19 protein-coding genes are annotated in these 20,430 nt (G+C 49.8%); 8 read left to right on the plus strand and 11 right to left on the minus strand.

Annotated features, from left to right (window positions below; genetic code table 11):
- Positions 1-9: 9 nt before the first annotated feature.
- Positions 10-513 carry a YbaK/prolyl-tRNA synthetase associated domain-containing protein gene (locus tag C2U43_RS10375; RefSeq protein WP_032943105.1) on the minus strand — a complete coding sequence of 168 codons (504 nt, stop codon included), beginning with the start codon at positions 511-513 and terminating at the stop codon, positions 10-12.
- 44 nt (positions 514-557) lie between these two features.
- Positions 558-2,048 (minus strand): diguanylate cyclase DgcJ, encoded by a 1,491-nt coding sequence (gene dgcJ / locus C2U43_RS10380; RefSeq protein ID WP_103285078.1) that lies wholly within the window; start codon positions 2,046-2,048, stop codon positions 558-560.
- A gap of 164 nt (positions 2,049-2,212) precedes the next feature.
- Between dgcJ and C2U43_RS10385 the strand changes: the two genes are divergently transcribed.
- Positions 2,213-2,983 (plus strand): class I SAM-dependent methyltransferase, encoded by a 771-nt coding sequence (locus tag C2U43_RS10385; RefSeq protein ID WP_008784518.1) that lies wholly within the window; start codon positions 2,213-2,215, stop codon positions 2,981-2,983.
- 94 nt (positions 2,984-3,077) lie between these two features.
- On the opposite strand, the gene C2U43_RS10390 is transcribed toward C2U43_RS10385, so the two are convergent.
- Positions 3,078-4,361: a YeaH/YhbH family protein gene (locus tag C2U43_RS10390; RefSeq protein ID WP_008784519.1), complete on the minus strand. Its 1,284-nt coding sequence runs from the start codon at positions 4,359-4,361 to the stop codon at positions 3,078-3,080.
- A gap of 120 nt (positions 4,362-4,481) precedes the next feature.
- Positions 4,482-6,416, minus strand: coding sequence for a protein kinase YeaG (gene yeaG / locus C2U43_RS10395; protein WP_003030707.1), 1,935 nt, complete (start codon positions 6,414-6,416; stop codon positions 4,482-4,484).
- A 433-nt stretch (positions 6,417-6,849) separates the two neighbouring features.
- Here yeaG and C2U43_RS10400 point away from each other — a divergent pair, with 433 nt between their 5' ends.
- The 4 genes from C2U43_RS10400 (at position 6,850) to C2U43_RS10415 (ending at position 9,815) form a co-directional block, all read left to right on the plus strand.
- Positions 6,850-7,596, plus strand: a complete 747-nt coding sequence (locus tag C2U43_RS10400) for a MipA/OmpV family protein (RefSeq protein ID WP_008784520.1) — start codon at positions 6,850-6,852, stop codon at positions 7,594-7,596.
- A gap of 581 nt (positions 7,597-8,177) precedes the next feature.
- Entirely contained in the window at positions 8,178-8,420 is a 243-nt protein-coding gene (locus tag C2U43_RS10405; protein WP_032941787.1) for a hypothetical protein, read from the plus strand.
- Positions 8,421-8,430: 10 nt separating this feature from the next.
- Positions 8,431-8,781: a hypothetical protein gene (locus C2U43_RS10410; RefSeq protein WP_008784522.1), complete on the plus strand. Its 351-nt coding sequence runs from the start codon at positions 8,431-8,433 to the stop codon at positions 8,779-8,781.
- A gap of 179 nt (positions 8,782-8,960) precedes the next feature.
- Complete coding sequence (locus C2U43_RS10415; protein WP_100272589.1) at positions 8,961-9,815, plus strand: aldo/keto reductase; 855 nt, start codon at positions 8,961-8,963, stop codon at positions 9,813-9,815.
- A gap of 565 nt (positions 9,816-10,380) precedes the next feature.
- On the opposite strand, the gene C2U43_RS10420 is transcribed toward C2U43_RS10415, so the two are convergent.
- Together C2U43_RS10420 and gapA are read right to left on the minus strand one after the other, a co-directional pair.
- The gene (locus C2U43_RS10420; RefSeq protein WP_103285079.1) at positions 10,381-11,265 is read right to left on the minus strand and encodes a D-hexose-6-phosphate mutarotase; all 885 of its coding nucleotides are present in this window, start codon (positions 11,263-11,265) and stop codon (positions 10,381-10,383) included.
- 72 nt (positions 11,266-11,337) lie between these two features.
- Entirely contained in the window at positions 11,338-12,333 is a 996-nt protein-coding gene (gapA, locus tag C2U43_RS10425; protein WP_003030697.1) for a glyceraldehyde-3-phosphate dehydrogenase, read from the minus strand.
- A gap of 341 nt (positions 12,334-12,674) precedes the next feature.
- Between gapA and msrB the strand changes: the two genes are divergently transcribed.
- Positions 12,675-13,088: a peptide-methionine (R)-S-oxide reductase MsrB gene (gene msrB, locus C2U43_RS10430; RefSeq protein WP_103285080.1), complete on the plus strand. Its 414-nt coding sequence runs from the start codon at positions 12,675-12,677 to the stop codon at positions 13,086-13,088.
- 42 nt (positions 13,089-13,130) lie between these two features.
- Complete coding sequence (locus C2U43_RS10435) at positions 13,131-13,406, plus strand: YeaC family protein (protein WP_003030693.1); 276 nt, start codon at positions 13,131-13,133, stop codon at positions 13,404-13,406.
- A 45-nt stretch (positions 13,407-13,451) separates the two neighbouring features.
- On the opposite strand, the gene yajD is transcribed toward C2U43_RS10435, so the two are convergent.
- From yajD to ansA, 4 genes are all read right to left on the minus strand, one after another.
- The gene (gene yajD, locus C2U43_RS10440) at positions 13,452-13,796 is read right to left on the minus strand and encodes an HNH nuclease YajD (protein WP_003832478.1); all 345 of its coding nucleotides are present in this window, start codon (positions 13,794-13,796) and stop codon (positions 13,452-13,454) included.
- A 94-nt stretch (positions 13,797-13,890) separates the two neighbouring features.
- Positions 13,891-15,144, minus strand: coding sequence for a glycoside hydrolase family 18 protein (locus C2U43_RS10445; RefSeq protein ID WP_020996455.1), 1,254 nt, complete (start codon positions 15,142-15,144; stop codon positions 13,891-13,893).
- Between the two features lie 258 nt (positions 15,145-15,402).
- Positions 15,403-16,041, minus strand: a complete 639-nt coding sequence (pncA, locus tag C2U43_RS10450; protein WP_442861429.1) for a bifunctional nicotinamidase/pyrazinamidase — start codon at positions 16,039-16,041, stop codon at positions 15,403-15,405.
- 14 nt (positions 16,042-16,055) lie between these two features.
- Complete coding sequence (gene ansA, locus C2U43_RS10455; protein ID WP_103285082.1) at positions 16,056-17,072, minus strand: asparaginase; 1,017 nt, start codon at positions 17,070-17,072, stop codon at positions 16,056-16,058.
- A 237-nt stretch (positions 17,073-17,309) separates the two neighbouring features.
- On the opposite strand from ansA, the gene C2U43_RS10460 reads away from it, so the two are divergent.
- A complete protein-coding gene (locus C2U43_RS10460) occupies positions 17,310-18,377 on the plus strand; it encodes a GlxA family transcriptional regulator (RefSeq protein WP_103285980.1) in 1,068 nt (355 codons plus the stop codon).
- Between the two features lie 36 nt (positions 18,378-18,413).
- Here C2U43_RS10460 and sppA read toward each other — a convergent pair whose 3' ends face one another.
- Positions 18,414-20,270: a signal peptide peptidase SppA gene (sppA, locus tag C2U43_RS10465; RefSeq protein WP_103285083.1), complete on the minus strand. Its 1,857-nt coding sequence runs from the start codon at positions 20,268-20,270 to the stop codon at positions 18,414-18,416.
- Positions 20,271-20,430: the final 160 nt, after the last annotated feature.

The following is a 20,430-nucleotide window of genomic DNA, read 5'->3' on the forward strand; positions in this document are numbered from 1 at the left end:
CTTGTGCAGTTATTGTTCTCTGCGGAACGGGATTAATTCCGGTTGCGCGATGCGCAGGTAATCTGCGGTATCCATGATCACAGATTTTTCCAGCATTCCGGCATTGAACGCAATTTCATTAAAACGCTCAAACAACAGCGGGTCGGCGACCAGCTTGAGGTTCGGATGAAAACTGAACGGTGGGATAGCGCCAAATACGCAGCCAGTCAGTTCATCCACCTCCGCCGGGCTGGCAAGTGACGCTCTCAACCCGCCAATATGGCTGGCCAACAGGCTCAGGTCGGCCTGCTGATCGGCAGAGAGGATCGCCAGGACATGCTGATTGACGCCGTTGCCTTTTACTTTGCAGACCAGCGCTTTTGCACCCTGACCCAGTGCGGTACCGCGAATTTCAGAGACAGCTTCACATTTGCCTACGGCTTCATGGCTGACTACGCGGTAGGTCGCACCGTGTTCTGACAACAGGGAGATTAAACGCTGGTGCGTTGCGTTACCTTTGTTTACTTCCGTCATGACTTACTCCTGGTACAACAATGAAAATCCTGTCAGAAAAATAATTACGCATCGGTGCGTTTTTTCTGTTTGTTCAGGTAGAGCTGTGCATCAGATGCTTTGTAGGCATCATCAATGGTGTCGTTTGGCTGCATATTATAAATCCCGACAGAGAAGCTGATTGATCTATCTTGCGCAATAATTTGTAAGTTATAGCGAATCCTCTCCAGCAGGCGGGGCGTTAATTCACTGGGGTGATCGATGAGGATAATGCAAAACTCATCGCCGCCGAGGCGGATGGCATAGTCGCTTTTGCGAATGGACGTTTGAATAGCTTTGGCCAAAATGGTGATAATGCGATCGCCTTCCTTATGCCCCAACGTATCATTAATAACTTTTAGTTTGTCGCAATCAATGGCGATAAAGGTCACGAGCGTTCCTGTGTTCACCAACTGTTGCAAACGCTGCTCAAGCGCTGGCGTTAAAATTTTACGGTTGTAGAGCCCTGTCATCGCATCACTGACATTTTCCCGTGTGACGTTGTGATACAAGCGAAAATGCGTTCTGACCATATTCAGCAGCAATATCGTTGCCAGTAGATAGAAGGCGAATATCTTCCAGGACGAGACAATAAAGTACATAACATCAAGTGAGAGGGTGATACGTATACCGCCAGGTATGTCCTTCTCATAGTGAACATAGCGGAACAGATCGGTTTCACTTTTGTGAACGAGGATCTCTTTACCTGAACTGGTGTCAGAGACCATTACGTTAAGATAACGCCAGACGAGAGGGCGGTCGCTGGTATAGAAAATATTCTGTAAATTCTCTTTATTAATATCCACCATCACCACGCCTTTTAGCTTATTGGCGTAGTAAACCGGTGTTAAAAAGCTCATCACCTTTTTCTCGGTCAGGTTATCTTCATAAATACTGGAGATCACCGTGCGGCCAGTAAAAATACCGTCAATATCATTCTGGTCGATTCCCAACGTACCTTTTTGCAAAAACGACCAGTTGTGTATCGCAAATTTCCGCGAGTCGATCACATCATAGAAATAAACGTAGTTATTTTTGAGATCGACGTAATATCGAAATTTATACTCCAGCGTCCCTAATCCCTGACCGTAATCTTTCTGCTGGCGATTAACATTGACCGCCCGGTCAAAAGAGGGCAGCAGAAAAATGTCATCAAGCTGTTCGCTACATTTTGTTGAGGTGGTCTGCAACGTACCGTGTAATGGCAGATAGTTGCGCTTAGTGAGATTGAGCCCATGAGTGCCGTTAACGCTGTCGAAAGCGTTGCAAAGTACTTTTTGCTGTTCGAGAGAAGCAGGCCCCTGAGGGGATGAAAATGTGCGCATCAGATGGGCTGCGATGCTCTGATTTGTGTACTTATCATAGAGAAACGAGGAGTCGGCTTTCTCATTGATATAGCGCATGTACGCATTCATTGCTTTATCACTAGCAATGAGCTCATAAACCAAAAAAGAAGATGTCAAAACAATTACGCTGACGGAGATAAAGATCCTGAGCGCTTTATGATGCAATTTCATAATGATTTACAGCCCTGTAAGTCTGATACTTCAGTCTATCACACGGCATACATCCGCTCTAACGCTACGGGAAAGGACATTTTGAAATAAAAATCATTCGCGTACTTCACCTTTAACTCTTAATGTTGTATTTATAATGCAACTTATGCAAAGGAGACAGGCCAATGAGCGCGACTGAAAAAGCGGGTCATACATTTTTAGCCAGCCTGGGCAAAACCCGTCTGCGTCCGGGCGGTGTTGAAGCAACAGAATGGTTGTTTAGCCAGTCACAGCTGACGCCCGGCAGCCAGGTACTTGAAGTGGCGTGCAACATGGCCACGACGGCGATAGAGTTAGTTCAACGCTATGGCTGTACCGTATACGCCATTGATATGGATAAAACCGCACTGTCAAATGCAAGGAATAACGTAGCGGCAAATGGTCTGGAAAATCATATTCATGTGATGGCTGCTAACGCCAACACTCTTCCTTTTGCGGATAACAGTTTCGATGTTGTGATTAACGAAGCCATGCTGACAATGTATGCCGATAAAGCGAAGGCGAAGTTAATTGCCGAATATTATCGCGTGTTGAAGCCCGGTGGGCGTCTGCTCACCCACGATATTATGTTCACCGCCCAAAAACTGGGCGCGGGCGATCAGGGCCAGCTTGTCGATGTGGTGAAATCAAACGTTAGCCCAATGACCAGACAAGGCTGGCGTGATTTGTTTCTTAACTGCGGGTTCGAACAGGTCCTGCAGCAGAATGGCAACATGTCGCTGATGTCGCCGCGCGGATTAGTTCGTGATGAAGGGCTTACGGGGGCGGTAAAAATTGTGTTTAACGGCTTACGCACGAGCGAAAATCGTCGTCGTTTCCTGAAAATGTTTCGCTTCTTCCGTTCGCAACGTCATCAACTCAATTACATTGCCTGCTGCTCTGTAAAGGGAAAATAAAAAGGATAAACGGATGAATATTGATAAGATGAAAAAACAGCACCCGTAAAAAATCAGCCAGAGAAGATAACCTCTGGCTGATTTGTTTAGGTGGTTAACTATTGCTGGTCGTACTTTGTTTATGAAACAGTTCGCGGAATACCGGGTAAATATCATCCTGGTCGCGAATATGTTGCATCGCAAAGTTATCAAAAGTTGATTGCAGATGTTCGTATTCACGCCACAAGGTTTGGTGAGCGCGGCGAGTGATTTCGATATAGCTGTAATAGCGGACCACTGGCAGCAGTTTTTTCGCCAAAATTTCATGACACAGCGGTGAATCATCAGCCCAGTTATCACCGTCCGATGCCTGTGCAGCATAGATGTTCCACTGGGCAGGGTTGTAGCGCTCTTTCACCACTTCATCCATTAACTTCAGCGCACTGGAGACAATGGTTCCCCCGGTTTCCTGAGAGTAGAAGAACTCATGCTCATCCACTTCTTTCGCCTGGGTATGGTGGCGAATATAAACCACCTCCACGTTCTTATAGGTCCGGCTTAAGAACAGATACAGCAGGATATAAAAACGTTTAGCCATATCTTTGGTCGACTGATCCATTGAACCAGAAACGTCCATCAGGCAGAACATTACCGCCTGGCTGGAAGGGTCGGGGCGTTTTTCATAATTCTTGTAGCGTAAATCAAAGGTGTCGATAAATGGCACGCGTTCGATTTTTGCCCGTAGTTCGGCAATCTCTTTGCGTAACCGTTCCTCTTCCAGCAACTGTGCTGGTTCGCTTTTCGCGATGGTTTCCAGATCCGCTTCGAGAGCATGCAGTTCGCGACGCTTACCCGCTGTCATCGCCGTGCGGCGCGCCAGTGAGTTTTGCAGGGATCGCACCACGCTGATGTTGGCTGGCACACCGTTAGAGGTAAAACCTGCCCGGTGCGTTTTGTACTCCGTTAGCTGACGCTGCTGATTCTGCTTCAGGTTAGGAAGTGCTAAATCTTCGAACAACAGATCGAGATATTCATCTTTAGAGATCTGAAAGACGAACTCATCCTGACCCTCACCATCCTGGCTGGCCTGGCCTTGTCCGCTTCCTGAACCGCCACCGCCGCCCTGTGGGCGTTCAATGCGGTCATTCTGCACAAAATGGTCGTTACCCGGATGCACGCGATGGCGCAGGCCACCACGTCCCTGATGAAACATAGGTTCGCTAATATCATCAGTCGGAATAGAGACAGATTCGCCGCTATCCACATCAGTCACCGAACGCTTGTTAATGGCCTCGGAGATCGACTGTTTAATTTGCGATTTATAACGGCGTAAGAAGCGCTGGCGGTTTACCGTGCTCTTGTTTTTGCCGTTAAGACGCCGGTCAATAAACCAGGTCATAAGCCCCCCGTACTGCCAACTGTTCGCCATGTCTGTAAGTGCCGGATGGCGCTGGCGCTATCCGGCCTACGGAACATTGTTTTGCAAGCCCGGTAAGCGCATGCGCACCGGGCACTTATGTTAAGACGATTTACGTACGCGCAAATACCATTCGCACAGTAAACGCACCTGTTTACGCGTGTAGCCTTTTTCCATCATACGGTCGACAAAATCGTCGTGTTTTTTCTGCTCGTCAGTCGAGGTTTTAGCATTGAACGAAATGACCGGCAGCAGCTCCTCGGTATTGGAGAACATTTTCTTCTCAATAACCGTGCGCAGTTTTTCGTAACTGGTCCAGTTTGGATTGCGACCGCTGTTATTCGCTCTGGCACGCAGAACAAAGTTGACGATCTCGTTACGAAAATCTTTCGGGTTACTGATACCCGCCGGCTTCTCAATTTTCTCCAGTTCTGAGTTTAGTGACTCGCGGTCAAACAGCTGACCGGTATCCGGGTCGCGATACTCCTGATCCTGAATCCAGAAATCCGCATAAGTGACATAACGGTCGAAAATGTTCTGTCCGTATTCGGAATAGGATTCGAGATAAGCCGTCTGGATCTCTTTGCCGATGAATTCAGCATATTTCGGGATCAAATAGCCTTTCAGGAACTCAAGATAACGCTCAGCTTGCTCCTGCGGGAACTGTTCACGTTCGATTTGCTGCTCCAGTACGTAAAACAGATGTACCGGGTTAGCTGCCACTTCGGCATGGTCAAAGTTAAAGACGCGAGAGAGGATCTTAAACGCGAAACGCGTGGACAGACCGTTCATTCCCTCATCAACCCCGGCGTAATCCCGATACTCCTGATAGGATTTCGCTTTCGGATCGGTATCTTTCAGGCTTTCGCCATCGTAAACGCGCATCTTCGAGTAAATGCTCGAGTTCTCAGGTTCTTTCAGGCGAGAAAGAATGGTAAAGCGAGAGAGCGTTTCCAGTGTGCCCGGTGCGCAAGGCGCATGGGTCAGCTCACTGTGGTTAAGCAGTTTTTCGTAAATTTTGATCTCTTCAGAGATACGCAGGCAATAAGGCACTTTGACGATGTAAACACGGTCAAGGAACGCCTCATTGTTTTTGTTATTACGGAACGTTACCCATTCGGACTCGTTCGAGTGGGCAAGAATAATCCCGTTAAACGGCAGGGCAGAGATACCTTCTGTCCCGTTGTAGTTTCCTTCCTGGGTGGCGGTCAGCAGAGGATGCAGCACTTTAATCGGTGCTTTAAACATCTCAACGAACTCCATAATCCCCTGGTTTGAGCGGCATAGTGCACCCGAATAACCGTAGGCATCAGGATCGTTCTGGGCGTGGTGTTCGAGTTTACGAATATCCACTTTCCCGACCAGCGCAGAAATATCCTGGTTGTTTTCATCACCAGGCTCCGTTTTGGCGATTGCGATCTGCTCCAGAATAGACGGCCAGACTTTGACGACGCGGAATTTTGTAATGTCCCCGCCGAAATCGTGCAGACGTTTCGCAGCCCAGGGAGACATGATCGTACCGAGATAGCGACGCGGGATCCCATACTCTTTTTCCAGGATCTGCGCGTCTTCCTGCGGATTAAACAGGCATAACGGATGATCGTTGACCGGGCTACGTTCGCCATTGGCACTCAGGACATAAATCGGTACTCTCTGCATCAGCGACTTCAGTCGCTCAGCAAGAGATGATTTCCCCCCTCCCACAGGCCCCAGCAGATACAGGATCTGCTTCTTCTCTTCCAGACCCTGAGCCGCATGTTTCAAATAAGAAACAATTTGCTCAATGGCGTCTTCCATGCCGTAAAACTCTTCAAAGGCGGGATAGCGTGCAATTACCCGATTCGAAAAGAGTCGAGAAAGTCGAGGTTCGTGGGCAGTGTCGACCATGACAGGCTCACCAATAGCCATTAATAGCCGCTCTGCCGCGTTGGCATAAGCACTGCGATCTTGCCGACAAGTGGTAAGAAACTCCTGCAGCGTGAACTCTTCGTCCTTGGCAGCTTCATAACGCTGGCGATAGTGATCGAATATATTCATGGTATGCCGTCCTTTCGTTTTTTAGCACATGTTAAGAGCCGTTCATATGAATAGTAGAGGCCCCTGAAGAGGTAAACTGAACGACGTCGCTGCTGAATAAATAAGCAACTCTCATGCCATTTTGGTGGTCAGGAGATCAACGTATTCGGTGATACACCTTCTAAAATTAAGCGTAGATGGCATTTGCAAAACTTGCCTGTGTGCGCAAATGAATTTCAATGGCATATCAATAACTCATCAGCAAAAAAAGCACATCTTATGTAAAGAATTGGAGCGGGATTCATGCGGTGTTCACCGTCCTGCAAGCAAAATGTCATCACTCGCTGAGAAATTAGGGGGTTACATTCTGGGACGAATACGTAAAATAGTTGGGCTGAAGCGTATTGGCGGTTACACTTTGACCGCTACACATTTGAATAAGGAATTATGGATTGTGACCAAACTCAAACTTCTGGCACTTGGCGTCCTTGCCGCAACCGCAGTTAGCACCGCACAGGCGGAAAGTCAGTGGACTGTTGGCGCGGGTGTCGGCGTGATTAACAGCCCGTACAAACAGTATGACCGCGATGTTTACCCTGTTCCGGTTGTCACCTATGAAGGCGATAATGTCTGGTTCCACGGCTTGGGTGGCGGCTACTATCTGTGGAATGACACGGCAGATAAGCTTTCCATCATGGCGTACTATGATCCGACGCATTTCAAGCCGGGTGATAGCGATAGCCATGCTTTGCGCCAACTCGACAAGCGTAAAAGCAGCTTGATGGCTGGCCTCTCGTATGTACATAACACCCAGTATGGTTTCCTGCGTACTGCACTGGCGGGTGATACTCTGGATAACAGCAACGGCTTTATCTGGGATCTGGCCTGGCTCTACCGTTACACTAATGGTGGGCTGACTCTGACGCCGGGTATCGGTGTGCAGTACAGCAGCGAAAACTACAACGACTATTATTATGGCGTGTCCAATCACGAGTCTCGCCGCAGTGGTCTGAAAAGCTACAACGCTGACGATGGATGGGATCCGTACCTGGAGTTGACCGCGAGCTATAACTTCATTGGAAACTGGAACGTATACGGCACTGGCCGTTATGTGCGTTTGAGTGATGAAGTGAAAGACAGCCCGATGGTCGATAAGTCCTGGTCTGGCATCTTCTCGGTGGGTGTAACCTACAAGTTCTGATGCTACTGCGCGTCAAACACTAGCCCGCATCAGTGCGGGCTTTTTTGTGCGCTACCGATATGAATATTGATCTAAAACATGAAATTTCATCTTTTATGCTGATTTGACATTCTGTCAGGCTACAACGAATTTTTAACGTATTATTCCTGTCGCTGTTACTAAAAATAAACCTGCTATTTTATTAACCTGTTATCTATTCATTTTTGAATGAAATAAAGTCGTGAAGGTTTAGCAAGTCATTGTCATGAGGTAATGGTTTGTAGCTATACAATGCGTTGATAATGCTAGGGTTTACGATCGAGGTAAGCGTTGTTTTCTTATTGTTAAGCACAATGAAAATTATTGATAACTCTTTTAGCATGTTTATCTCATGGCGAAAGTTAACTTTCATGTGAAAAAAACAAAAATTAATCAATTGATTTTAATTTTACATCTTTAGGTATTTATCTGAAAAAATTAAAATTGACATTAAATATTCCATTGCAGATATTAATTAAACTTTAAAGTATCGACAGCAACTCTTCATGGCATTAAATATAATGCGCCATGTGGATTTTTTGAGAATAAACCTGGTATATATAATGAAAAAGTTAATCATGATAGCTGTGATGGGCGGGATTCTGGCTGGTTGTTCCTCCGAGGCTTCACGCATGAATGCTTGCGAAAGCAAGGGTGTGAGCCGTGATGCCTGTTATGTTGCGGAGCAAAACCGTCAGGCGACAATCAATGCTGCCGCTGAAAAACAGGCTATGGAAAATGCGCAAAACTTGTATGGCACAAATGATACAAATTCCAGTCACCACCACAAACACGATAAATATTAAGGTTTAACTAATGAAGAAATTAATTATTATCGCTGCTCTTGTGGCTTCCTCTGCTGCACCTGCTTATGCCATTAGCGAGGCTTATCGTCAACAGTTACAGCATGAACATAAAACCATGGTCAGTGACACGAATGCCCCGGTACACACCAGTAAAATCACGCCCGTGCATGTGAATAAACTTGGAGTGGACTTTAAACGTGGTGCTGATGGCATTGCTTATATTAATGGCAAACCTGCGGCAAATGATGAGAATAGTGCAGAAGCTCAGTCTTATAGCGCAGGTTTGATTTCCGTTATCGTCTATAAAAACGGAAAAATCAACGCTATGAAAGAGGGGAAATATTTAGGTCGGTTGAAATAACCACTTCGTAGATAAGATTTTTTATTTTTTCGGCCCGGGAACATCTGCTGTTCCCGGGCTTTTTATTTCGCTCGCCTTAACGATCGGTTTCCAATCCATGATGGTGCAATTTGTGCACCCTAACAGGACACATGCACGTTGTTTTGCTTTACTGTGGTGCATTAACACAGGAGGGTGCGATGACAGCGAAACAGGTGACGTTTACAAACCAGGTATCGCTTCCTGCTATTGGGCAGGGAACATGGTACATGGGCGAGGATCCAAGCCGACGCCGGGATGAAGTGTCTGCGCTGCAGGCCGGACTGGATCTCGGCCTGCGATTGATTGATACAGCAGAAATGTACGCTGATGGTGCAGCGGAAGAGGTGGTGGGTGAAGCATTAACGGGACGGCGTGATAGCGCTTTTTTAGTCTCGAAAGTTTACCCATGGAATGCCGGTGGACAGAAAGCCATTGCCGCCTGCGAAGCGAGTCTGCGTCGACTGAAAACTGATTATCTGGATCTCTATTTGCTGCACTGGATGGGCGATTTTTCATTTGCAGAGACCATCGATGCCATGGAAACACTGATTGCGCAGGGGAAAATCCGCCGTTGGGGCGTCTCAAATCTCGATTATGATGATATGCAGGCGTTATGGCAGGTACCCGGTGGACGAGAGTGTGCAACTAATCAGGTGCTTTATCATTTAGCCTCGCGCGGTATTGAATATGATTTACTGCCGTGGTGCCAGCAGCAGCAGATGCCGGTCATGGCATACAGTCCGCTGGCTCAGGCGGGACGACTGCGTGGAGATTTGCTTTCTAACTCTGTGGTGAATGACATCGCGCGTGCGCACAATGTTAGCGCTGCGCAGATTTTGCTGGCATGGGTGATTCGTCAGTCGGGTGTAATAGCCATCCCGAAAGCCGCAAGCGTAGCGCATGTCGAACAAAATGCCGCCGCGCTGGAGATAACGCTCTCTGTAGATGAGTTGAAGCAGTTAGATAAGGCGTATCCGGCGCCAAACGGTAAAACCGCGCTGGATATGGCCTGATTTGCCAAATGCCGATGTTCCCGCAGCTTATCAGGCCTATGGCTGTATGTAGTTTGTAGGCCGGATAAGGCGTTAGCCGCATCCGGCATGGTGCGCGGAACTGCCTGATGCGCTGTGCTTATCAGGCCTACGGCTGCGTGTAGTTTGTAGGCCGGATAAGGCGTTGGTAGCATCCAGGCACGGTGCGCGGAACTGCCTGATGGCGCTGCACTTATCAGGCCTACGGCTGTATATAATTTGTAGGCCGGATAAGGCGTTGGCAGCATCCAGGCACGGTGCGCGGAACTGCCTGATGGCGCTGTGCTTATCAGGCCTGCGGCTGCGTGTAGTTTGTAGGCCGGATAAGGCATTAGCCGCATCCGGCATGGTGCGCGGAACTGCCTGATGCGCTGAGCTTATCAGGCCTACGGCTATATGTAGTTTGTAGGCCGGATAAGGCGTTAGCCGCATCCGGCACGGTGCGCGGAACTGCCTGATGGCGCAGCGCTTATCAGACCTACGGCTGTATGTAGTTTGTAGGCCGGATAAGGCATTAGCCGCATCCGGCACGGTGCGCAGAGCTGTGTTAGCGTTTAGCTACACGAATAGTCTGCGCGAGGCGAGATGGTTTTTCTTCGGTGGTTTTCTGCGGAGCGGTCGCGTAAGCCGTTTCTACACAAACAAACGTTTTGTAGCCATCATCCGGCATATCGCTCATGCTGACGGACAGCGCCGGGCCAGGGTTCCAGCCCACGACATTCAGGTGATGGTGATGGACAACATCTATATTGCGATTCAACGCATCATCATGAATCACGCTGCACGCTTCCGGATTCAGATAGACACGATCGGTGCGGTCCGGGAAGGTCTGGATACCACCAGCCAGCACATCTTCTTTAGCATCATTCACTTTATCGATCAGGCGATCGCCAAGACCACTGACTTTCACTGCCGCAATGTCACCAACGTTGAAATAGGTATGCAGTGCCGAGGTGGTTTCAAACTCACCATGAGCTTCCAGCTCCATTTCACAGGTGGCTCCCACTTTGAAGCGAGCCAGCAGACAGAACTCGTGCGGCCAAAGCTGATGCGTTTCAGCGTTGCTCTGCAGTTCAAACGTCAGCACCACGCCATTGTCGTCTTCGTTGTGCGCTTTCAGCGTCCATTGCAGGTTGCGGGCAAAACCATGCGAAGGCAGGCCCTTCGTAGCAGCCGGACCAAACCACGGCCAGCAAATTGGTACGCCGCCACGCAGCGCTACGCCGGTTTTAAACGGGGTGTTATTACTTAACCACAGGACTTCCTCTTCACCATTTGGTTTCCAGGAAAGAAGATGTGCGCCCTGCAGCGCGAAAGAAGCTTTAACCTGTGGGTGATCGACAACAAGAACCTCAAGCTCATCAAGCTGACGGCGGGAGAGGACAGGGGTAATTTGTTCGATTACCGGAAGTGCAAAAATTTTATTAATCATTACGCAATCCTTTCTTCAGGCAAAAAAAAGAGCGACCTGAGTCGCTCTTACAGATTACTGTTTCATCTCAACTTATTTGGAGATGTGAGCAATCAGGTCCAGAACTTTGTTGGAGTAGCCGGTTTCGTTGTCGTACCAGGATACCAGTTTCACGAAGTTGTCGTTCAGTGCGATACCAGCTTTAGCATCGAACACGGAAGTGCAAACTTCACCGTTGAAATCGGTAGATACTACGTCGTCTTCGGTGTAACCCAGAACGCCTTTCATCGGGCCTTCGGAAGCAGCTTTGATTGCTTTCTTAATTTCTTCGTAAGAAGCAGCTTTTTCCAGACGAACGGTCAGGTCAACAACGGATACGTTCGGGGTAGGAACGCGGAACGCCATACCAGTCAGTTTGCCGTTCAGTTCTGGCAGTACTTTACCTACAGCTTTAGCTGCACCGGTAGAGGACGGGATGATGTTCTGGGATGCGCCGCGGCCGCCGCGCCAGTCTTTGTGAGACGGGCCATCAACGGTTTTCTGAGTAGCGGTGGTCGCGTGAACAGTAGTCATCAGACCTTCGATGATGCCGAAGTTGTCGTTGATAACTTTAGCCAGCGGAGCCAGGCAGTTAGTGGTGCAGGAAGCGTTAGAAACGATGTCCTGACCTTCGTATTTGTCAAAGTTAGCGCCTTTAACAAACATCGGAGTGTTATCTTTGGACGGACCAGTCAGAACCACTTTTTTCGCGCCAGCAGTGATGTGCTTACGAGCGGTTTCATCTGTCAGGAACAGGCCAGTAGCTTCAGCTACTACGTCAACACCAACTTCGTCCCATTTCAGGTTAGCCGGATCACGTTCAGCGGTAACACGGATTTTTTTACCGTTTACGATCAGATGACCGTCTTTCACTTCAACGGTACCGTTGAAACGGCCGTGAGTGGAGTCATATTTCAGCATGTAAGCCATGTAGTCAGCGTCTAACAGGTCGTTGATTGCAACGATCTCGATGTCAGAGCGTTCTTGAGCAGCACGGAAAACAATGCGACCGATACGGCCAAAACCGTTGATACCTACTTTGATAGTCATATATTCCACCAGCTATTTGTTAGTGAATAAAAGGTTGCCTGTAAAATTACAAAAACCTTACGCAGCGTCAAGCGGAATCGTGTCAATCATTGCGACAAATCAATCTGCTGCCTAAGCTTTGCGCAACTGACTCGCCTCACTCTTCCTTTGGGCTTGAAACCACATGGGGTCGGCGGCCCGAATTTTAAAGGGCAATCAAGATAAAAACGTGATTCTGATCACGAATTGCAGGCTGCCATTTCGCAAGGATCAAGTTTAGAACAAAAGTTCGCACTCCGGTGTTAATGTTTTGTTAGAATCTGTCTCGCGATGTGAGTTTAGATAAAGCGAGATGTGAGCAAATGGCTAATCAACCTTCTCCAGAAGAACTGAAAAAAAATTTAACCGAAATGCAGTTCTACGTAACGCAGAATCACGGGACAGAACCGCCATTTACCGGACGTTTGCTACATAACAAACGTGACGGCATCTACCACTGTTTGATCTGCGACAATCCGCTATTTCGTTCCGAGACAAAATATGACTCTGGCTGCGGCTGGCCCAGCTTTTACGAGCCTGTCAGCGATGAGGCTATCCGTTACATAAAAGATACGTCACACGGCATGCAGCGCATTGAAATCCGCTGCGGAAACTGTGATGCACACCTGGGACACGTCTTCCCGGATGGTCCGAAACCTACCGGTGAACGGTACTGCGTTAACTCAGCGTCTTTGAACTTCACCGATGGTGAAAACGGTGAGCAAATCAAGGGTTGAAGAAACGATTCAGCAAATTATTCTACGGAGAGTGGTTTTAACATGAATCTTGATGAGATGATCAACAGCATGACGCCGGAAGTTTATCAGCGCTTATCGACTGCCGTTGAACTCGGAAAATGGCCGGATGGCGTAGCGCTAACGGCAGAACAAAAAGAGAATAGCTTACAGCTGGTGATGTTATGGCAGGCGCGAAACAATATTGACGCGCAGCATATGACGATTGATACCAACGGTGAGATGGTGATGAAGAGCAAGCAGCAGTTGAAGGTTGAGTTTGGTATTACGCCAGAACCGATTGCGACGTTTAAATCCTGATTACCCAGGCCCGGCAAACATCTGTGTCGGGCCCGTCAGTTGATATTATTTCTTGTTCATCATCGCCTTCAGATCGGCGAACGGGTTGTATTTCGCTTCGCCCACGGCCTTTTGCGCATCTTCTCCTGCAACCACCGTTGAACCATACTGGTCCGCTTCCGTATATTTGGAATGCTCGTGATCGTGGCAGTACAGGCACAACATTTCCCAGTTGCTACCATCTTCCGGGTTATTCGAGTGATCGTGATCGATATGGTGTACCGTCAACTCGCGCAAATTTGAATACACGAACTCACGGGAACAGCGTCCGCAGACCCAGGGAAAGAGTTTAAGCGCCTTTTCCCGGTAACCGACTTCCAGACGGGCGTAATTTTTAGGGATAAAAGCCATAAAAGCGCATGCCTCCAGTAGAAAATGAAGAGCTGCGCCAAAAGCTGGCGCAGCAGAATGCGCTAATCATAACCTATTGTGTCAGGCGTTGGGATCAGTGTTTGATGCCTAACGAATCGGCTAACTGCTTCGCCAACTGATTATTGTCATCTGCGCCGTACTCCCAGAACATAGCGCCTGCCAACCCTTTGCTTTTGATGTAGTCGGCTTTGATCGCCACTGAACGCGGGTTTTCATAGGAGAGGGCAAAGAGTTTTTTTCCATCCGCAGACTGTACCGACAGCCACGGCACTTTCGCTTCATCATCCCAATGTTGGCTAAAGCGTTTTTGCGGATCGTTGATCAACTTCGCCACAATATCGTTGTACTTCACGTAGGTGTCTTTGCTCAGGTCGACGCCCAGTGATTTGAACAACTCAATTTGAGCTGACTCGAAATAGGGCTGGGTAGCCGGGTTTTTCTGCGCGTCAGGTTTGCTCCAGTCAATACCTGGCTCAACGGCGCGTTTTGGTACGCGTCCATAAAAGCCAATGCCCAGATTCATTTGACTCGGTTTCAGACCGGCGGCGAGATAGTTATTGACCACAAAATCGGCGCTGTACTTATCCGCCGCGGCGACCGTCGGCCATTGCGTCGAATCATACAGGTTCGAGTTGAAATACTGTGTGCCGTAAGCCATGTCATAGGTCATCAGGTTGATGTAGTCGAGCGATGGTGCAATGGCTTTTACATCCACCCAGCTTTTCGGACTTTCCGCATTCGCGCCCACGGCGATGGTCAGCAGTTTTTTATGCCCCAATGCGGCGCGCAGTTCTGTTAGCAGTGCGGTGAAGTTAGCGCGGTCAGCCGGTTGGCTTTCGACCAGTCCCCAGGCGCCGTTAACCGGGTATTCCCAGTCGAGATCGATGCCATCCAGACCATATTTCGCAATTATCTCCTGTGCAGACTGAATAAACACTGCGCGTGTTTCCTTCGTTGCTGCCGCGCCAGAGAATCCACGCGCTCCCCAACCGCCGACGGAAAGCAAAACTTTCAGGTTTGGATTTTGTTTACGCAGCTGTGGAATTTTCAGCAAATCATCCTGCACTTTCTGTGAAAGCCAAATCTGATGCAGTTTGCTGGCGTCTTTTAAGGCGTCATTGGTCTCGTCTTTTTCGTTGTTGTAGACAAGGCCAAACGAATAGTTGAGATGGGTTATCTGACGAACATCCAGTTTATTGATGTCGCCACCGGGACCGGCAGTGACGTCGCCGCCGCCATTAAAGTAGCCAACTGACATCAGTGAACTGGCGGAAACAACGCTGGCGCAGAGCAGGGGTAATGCTGCCAACAAAGGCAATAGTTTCATCGGTGTTCCTCTTTGACATTTAAACAAGCAAACACGCTACGGAAATGGCGTGGCGAAAAAAACAGCACCCGCAGGTTAACAGTTTCATAACAGGAAAAATGCGAAGAGGTTCACGCCATGCTGGCGCAGCGGCAAACCAATTTTGGTAGGTTGTATTGGTTAGAGGAGTACTGGTTGAAAGGGAGATGCGTATTAATCCGGCCTATAAATTTGCAAAAATGTGCAGTTTCAATCGACCGGATATAACGTTTTAAAGCATTAGCGCTGGGTTTCCAGCCAGTCGTCCAACGTATACAGCGTTGCGCCCGCAGCAGCCATTTCCATAAAGGCGTTTGCACTGTCCTGGGGGTGAATATTAACGCCACGGCAGCCGTCGGTTATAACGCTGACGGTGTAGCCAAGATCGAGCGCATCCAGAACGGTGAATTTAACGCAATAGTCGGTAGCCAGACCCATGATGATGAGCTCGGCAATGCGGTGTTCGAGTAGCCATGCATTCAGCGCGGTTGCCTGACGACGACCGTTATCAAAAAAAGCACTGTAGCTGTCGACCAGCGGGTTCTCACCTTTAGTGAACGTTTGAGTTATCGCACGCTGGTTCAGCAGCGGATGCAGGGCAGCACCTTCGCTGTTTTGTACGCAATGATCGGGCCAGAACGTCTGCGCCAGGCCATCGAGTTGTCCCTGGCTGTAGGGCTCGACCTGATGCTGGCTGGCAAAACTACCGTGATTCTCCGGGTGCCAGTCCAGACTGGCAACGACCGTGTCGCCGCGTATGGCACACCAGTCAATCAGGCGGTTGGCGATATCGATCGTGCTGTCACCTTGTGGGACCGCGAGGGCACCACCGGCACAAAAGTCGTTTTGTAAATCGACCAACAGTAAGGCTCGGGCCATGGGCATAGACTCCTTTAATCGTCAGGCGTGAGCTCACCACGCAGATTTTGCGTCATTGCTTCACGAATTGTCTGCGTATCCAGTCCCTGACTCAGCAAATAGTGCAGTTTGGTGAGAGTGGCTTCGACGGTCATATCCGCGCCGCCAATCACGCCAGCATGCGCCAGCGCATTCCCTGTCGCGTAGCCCCCCATGTTCACCTTGCCGGACATACACTGCGTAAGGTTCACCACCACAATGCCACGCGAGCTCGCATCTTCAAGTTCTTTCAGGAACTCTTTATTCTGCGGCGCATTGCCCACGCCGTAGGAGCGCAAAATTAATGCTTTTACCGGCTGGCGCAGGAAGTTGCGTACTACATCAGCGGAGATCCCTGGATAAATGGTGACCACGCCAATCGGTTGTGGAGTGATAGGATGGACAATCAACTCACCGGTGCCGTGAGGTGCGGGCGGTGTTCCCAGCCGACGAATGTGGATCCCGGCTTCCAGCAGTGGTGCAAGGTTGGGTGAGGCAAACGCGTCAAAACCATCAGCATGCGCTTTAGTGGTCCGGTTACCGCGAAACAGTCGGTTGTTGAAAAACAGGGTCACTTCATTGAACGGATAATTTGCTGCAACGTACAACGCATTCAGCAAATTGATTTGTCCGTCAGAACGTAGCTCTGCTAATGGGATTTGTGACCCTGTCACAATGACTGGCTTGCCCAGATTCTCCAGCATAAATGAGAGCGCCGAAGCCGTAAACGCCATGGTGTCAGTGCCGTGCAGAATGACAAAACCATCGTAATCGTCGTAGTGCGCTTTAATGTCTTCAGCAATATGCTGCCAGTCTTCTGGCGTCATGTCTGAGGAATCCATCAGCGGGACGTATTCGTGGATGGTGAAGTCTGGCATCTCTGGGCGGTGGAATTCAGGCATCAGTGCCAGCTGACGCTGGAGATGACCGGAAACAGGAATATAACCCTGTTCTGAGCGCTGCATACCAATGGTACCGCCGGTATAGGCAACGTAAATCGATTTCTTTTGCATGGGCGTCACAGGTTAAGTTGTGCATAAACAGGCGCAGTATAAAGTTCCCCCCGAAAAAATACAGTGCAAATGACGCATACCTGCCATCCGATCAATATGTCATTTATGTTCAGTGCCTTGTCCCGTTTGTTCAGTGTGGTTTTGCACCCTCGGCCCTACAGTAGCAGCCTTGCTTTTTGGATATAGCGATTGCCGTTATCATGTTTCGTCGTAATGACAATACGCATGGAGCCTGAAGTGAAGAAAGACCTGAGAATTTTTCAGCCATGCGAGTGGACGGATGGAGACATCATTACGGCTATCGATGCGAGTCAGACAGAGACACCGCACAGACCACAGTTGAATGTCGGCATTCTTCTGTGGCCGGAATTTCCTCTGCTGGCGCTGGCGGGGTTAACCGATGCGTTACGTCATGCGGCGGATATGGGAGATGATAGCCAGAAAATTCGCTGCTCCTGGCGTCTGATGAGCGCTACACCAGACCGACCTGTTCTCAGCAGTTCAGGAATGGCGATGATACCGGATAGCGCATTCGTCGCACCGGAACAATTTGATTATGTGGTGGTGATTGGCGGCTTGCTGCGCAGTATGGCGAAAGCCGATCGGGCTGCGCGACGTTACCTGCATCTTGCACATCAACTCAACATTCCGCTGGTAGGTATCTGCACGGGGAGCTTTGTTCTGGCGCAAGAAGGTTTCCTCAATGGGCTGACGGCGGCGATCCACCCCTGGCATCTGAATGATTTTAAAACGCAATTTCCTCAGCTGGCTGCCCGTAGCGGGGTCGATTTTCATGAGGAAAAAGGGATTCTGACATGTCCGGGTGGCATTTCGACGATAGGGCTGGCAACAGAGCTTATTCGCCGCCACTGTGGCCCCGACAGGGCGACAAAAGCCATCTTCCAGATGTCCGTCCCCAACCGCATAGACAGCACGTCAGTGGCGGTCTCCAGAGCGATAGGTTTTACCCACGTGAGCGACAGTCGGTTACGCAAAGCGGTCTTTTTAATTGAGCAAGGGCTGGTAAAGCCCATATCGACCCGCTGGCTGGCCGCTGAAGTCAACCTGAGTCCGCGACAGCTTACCCGGTTGTTTAACGCCGAATTCGCCCAGTCGCCGGGAGAGTTTATCCGACGTGCGCGTTTGCGTTATGCCCACTGGCTGCTGATGAATTCTGGAGAGAGCGTCACGGAGATTGCGCTGCGTCTGGGATTTAGCGACTGTGCGCACTTTATTCGTTTGTTTAGTCGGGAGTTTGGCTGTACGCCTGGAGATTGTCGCAGTACGCGACATCAGAATGTGTAAAAAAATGCTGCCCCGACTTGGGGCAGCATTGGCAGATTAGCGAACGTTGGCGCAGGTCAGGCAAAACGCATAGCGGTTTTGCGGATCGTTAAACGCGGCCAGCTTATCGCTCTCCGCTTTAACCGTACTCGCCGCAGAAGCGAGCGGCGCCGGGAGCATCGCCTGGATCGCTTCAGGCAGCATGGCACGAACGGAACCGGACATGCTGTCCATCACCATATCAACGAATGTCGGTTCGTCCTGATAATACTCAATGTGCCATTGCTTCAGTTTGGCCAGCTCAACCGCTTTCGCCACGGCGTCATCAAAATCACCCAGACTGTCTACCAGACCGTTGGCTTTCGCATCCTGGCCGGTCCAGACGTGGCCCTGCGCGATTTTGTCAATCTGCTCAGGCGTTGTCTTACGCGCATCGGCGACCAGCGTGATAAAGCGCTTATAGCCGTTCTCGATGCTCAGTTGCATCATTTGCTGCACTTCAGGTGGTAACGCTTTGGTGATGGAGATATCCGCCAGTGGGGATGTCGCCACGCCGTCGGTGTGTACCCCAATGGAATCCAGACTGTTTTCCACAGTGTTGATCACGCCAAAGATCCCGATTGAACCGGTCAGCGTGCTGGGGTTCGCCACAATGTAGCTTGCTGGGGTGGAGATCCAGTACCCGCCGGATGCCGCCATGCCGCCCATGGACACGACAACCGGCTTGCCTGCCGCTTTTGCCGCAGCCAGCTCAGCGCGAATGACTTCGGAAGCGCTGACGCTGCCGCCAGGGCTGTTCACGCGCAGGACAATTGCTTTCACTTTCGGATCAAGACGCGCTTCGCGGATCTGCGCGGCAGTCGTGTCACCGCCCACATTCCCAGGGGTTTCTTCACCGTCCATAATTGCGCCATTCGCGAAGACGACGCCAATGCTGTCCCCAGTATCCGCTGGCGTTTTCAGCGAGTAATCGTAATAGCTGACGGCGCGATAATTTTTATCCGCTTTGCTCCAGCCAAACTGTTTGGTCAGCATTTTTTCGACTTCGGCGCTGGAGGCCAGTGCATCCACCAGTTTGTTGTCGAGCGCATATTTCGCGGTATCACCATCGACTTTTGTCAAACCGTCCAGCATGGCCTGTGCGCCCGGGAACACCTGCTGAGCAGGGATCTGGCGGTTGGCAGCGACCGTGTCGAGATAGTTCTGCCACAGCTCGCCGATCCAGCGGCTGTCGGCCTCGCGCGCGGCAGGAGACATATCATCACGAATGAACGGTTCTACGGCAGACTTATAAGTCCCGACACGGAACACGTGTGTGGAAACTTTCAGCTTGTCGAGCAGGGACTTGTAGTACAAACCGTTGGTGGCAAAGCCGTGCAGATCAACGGAACCCTGCGGAGAGAGATAAATTTTATTGGCGAAACTGGCGAGGTAGTACTGCCCCTGGCTGAAGTTATCGCCCACGGCAAAGACCGGTTTGCCGCTGTCGCGGAATTCCCGCAGCGCTTTACCGATATACTGCATGGAAGGCTGGTCGGCCCCGGCAAAATTTTTCAGATCCATCACAATGCCGGTGATGTTGCGATCATCTTTTGCCTGGCGAATAGTATTCACGATATCGAACAGGGAGTTTTCCTGCAGACGATCGGAACTGGCGCCAAACAGCTGACGACCAATAACGCTTAAGCGACTGGTGCTCGAAGGCTTATCGACAATCACCCCCGAGATATCCAGCAGCAGTGCGCCTCGCTCAGCGTGTTCACTGGTATTGCTGCTGCTGACCTGCATCCAGATGCCCACGCCCACCAGCACCAAGAAGATGAAGAACAGGTTAAGCACAAATTCACGGACGAAATTCAGTAATCGCCATGTCCATTTAAAAAATCCGGCAATAAATCGCCACAGGGTTCGCATGTATTCTCCCTACCGATTAACAACACGCCACCCCGAAATTCCGGAGAAAGGCGATAAGATGAGGCTATCGTAATGACCCGACAGGCACTTGTCAGCAGGAATCACCGCCTGTGCTGTAACAAAATCCGCTCACGTGTTAATTTTGTGAACAAATCTCATT

The organism is Citrobacter freundii complex sp. CFNIH9 (genome assembly GCF_002903305.1).
GTDB lineage: Bacteria > Pseudomonadota > Gammaproteobacteria > Enterobacterales > Enterobacteriaceae > Citrobacter > Citrobacter portucalensis.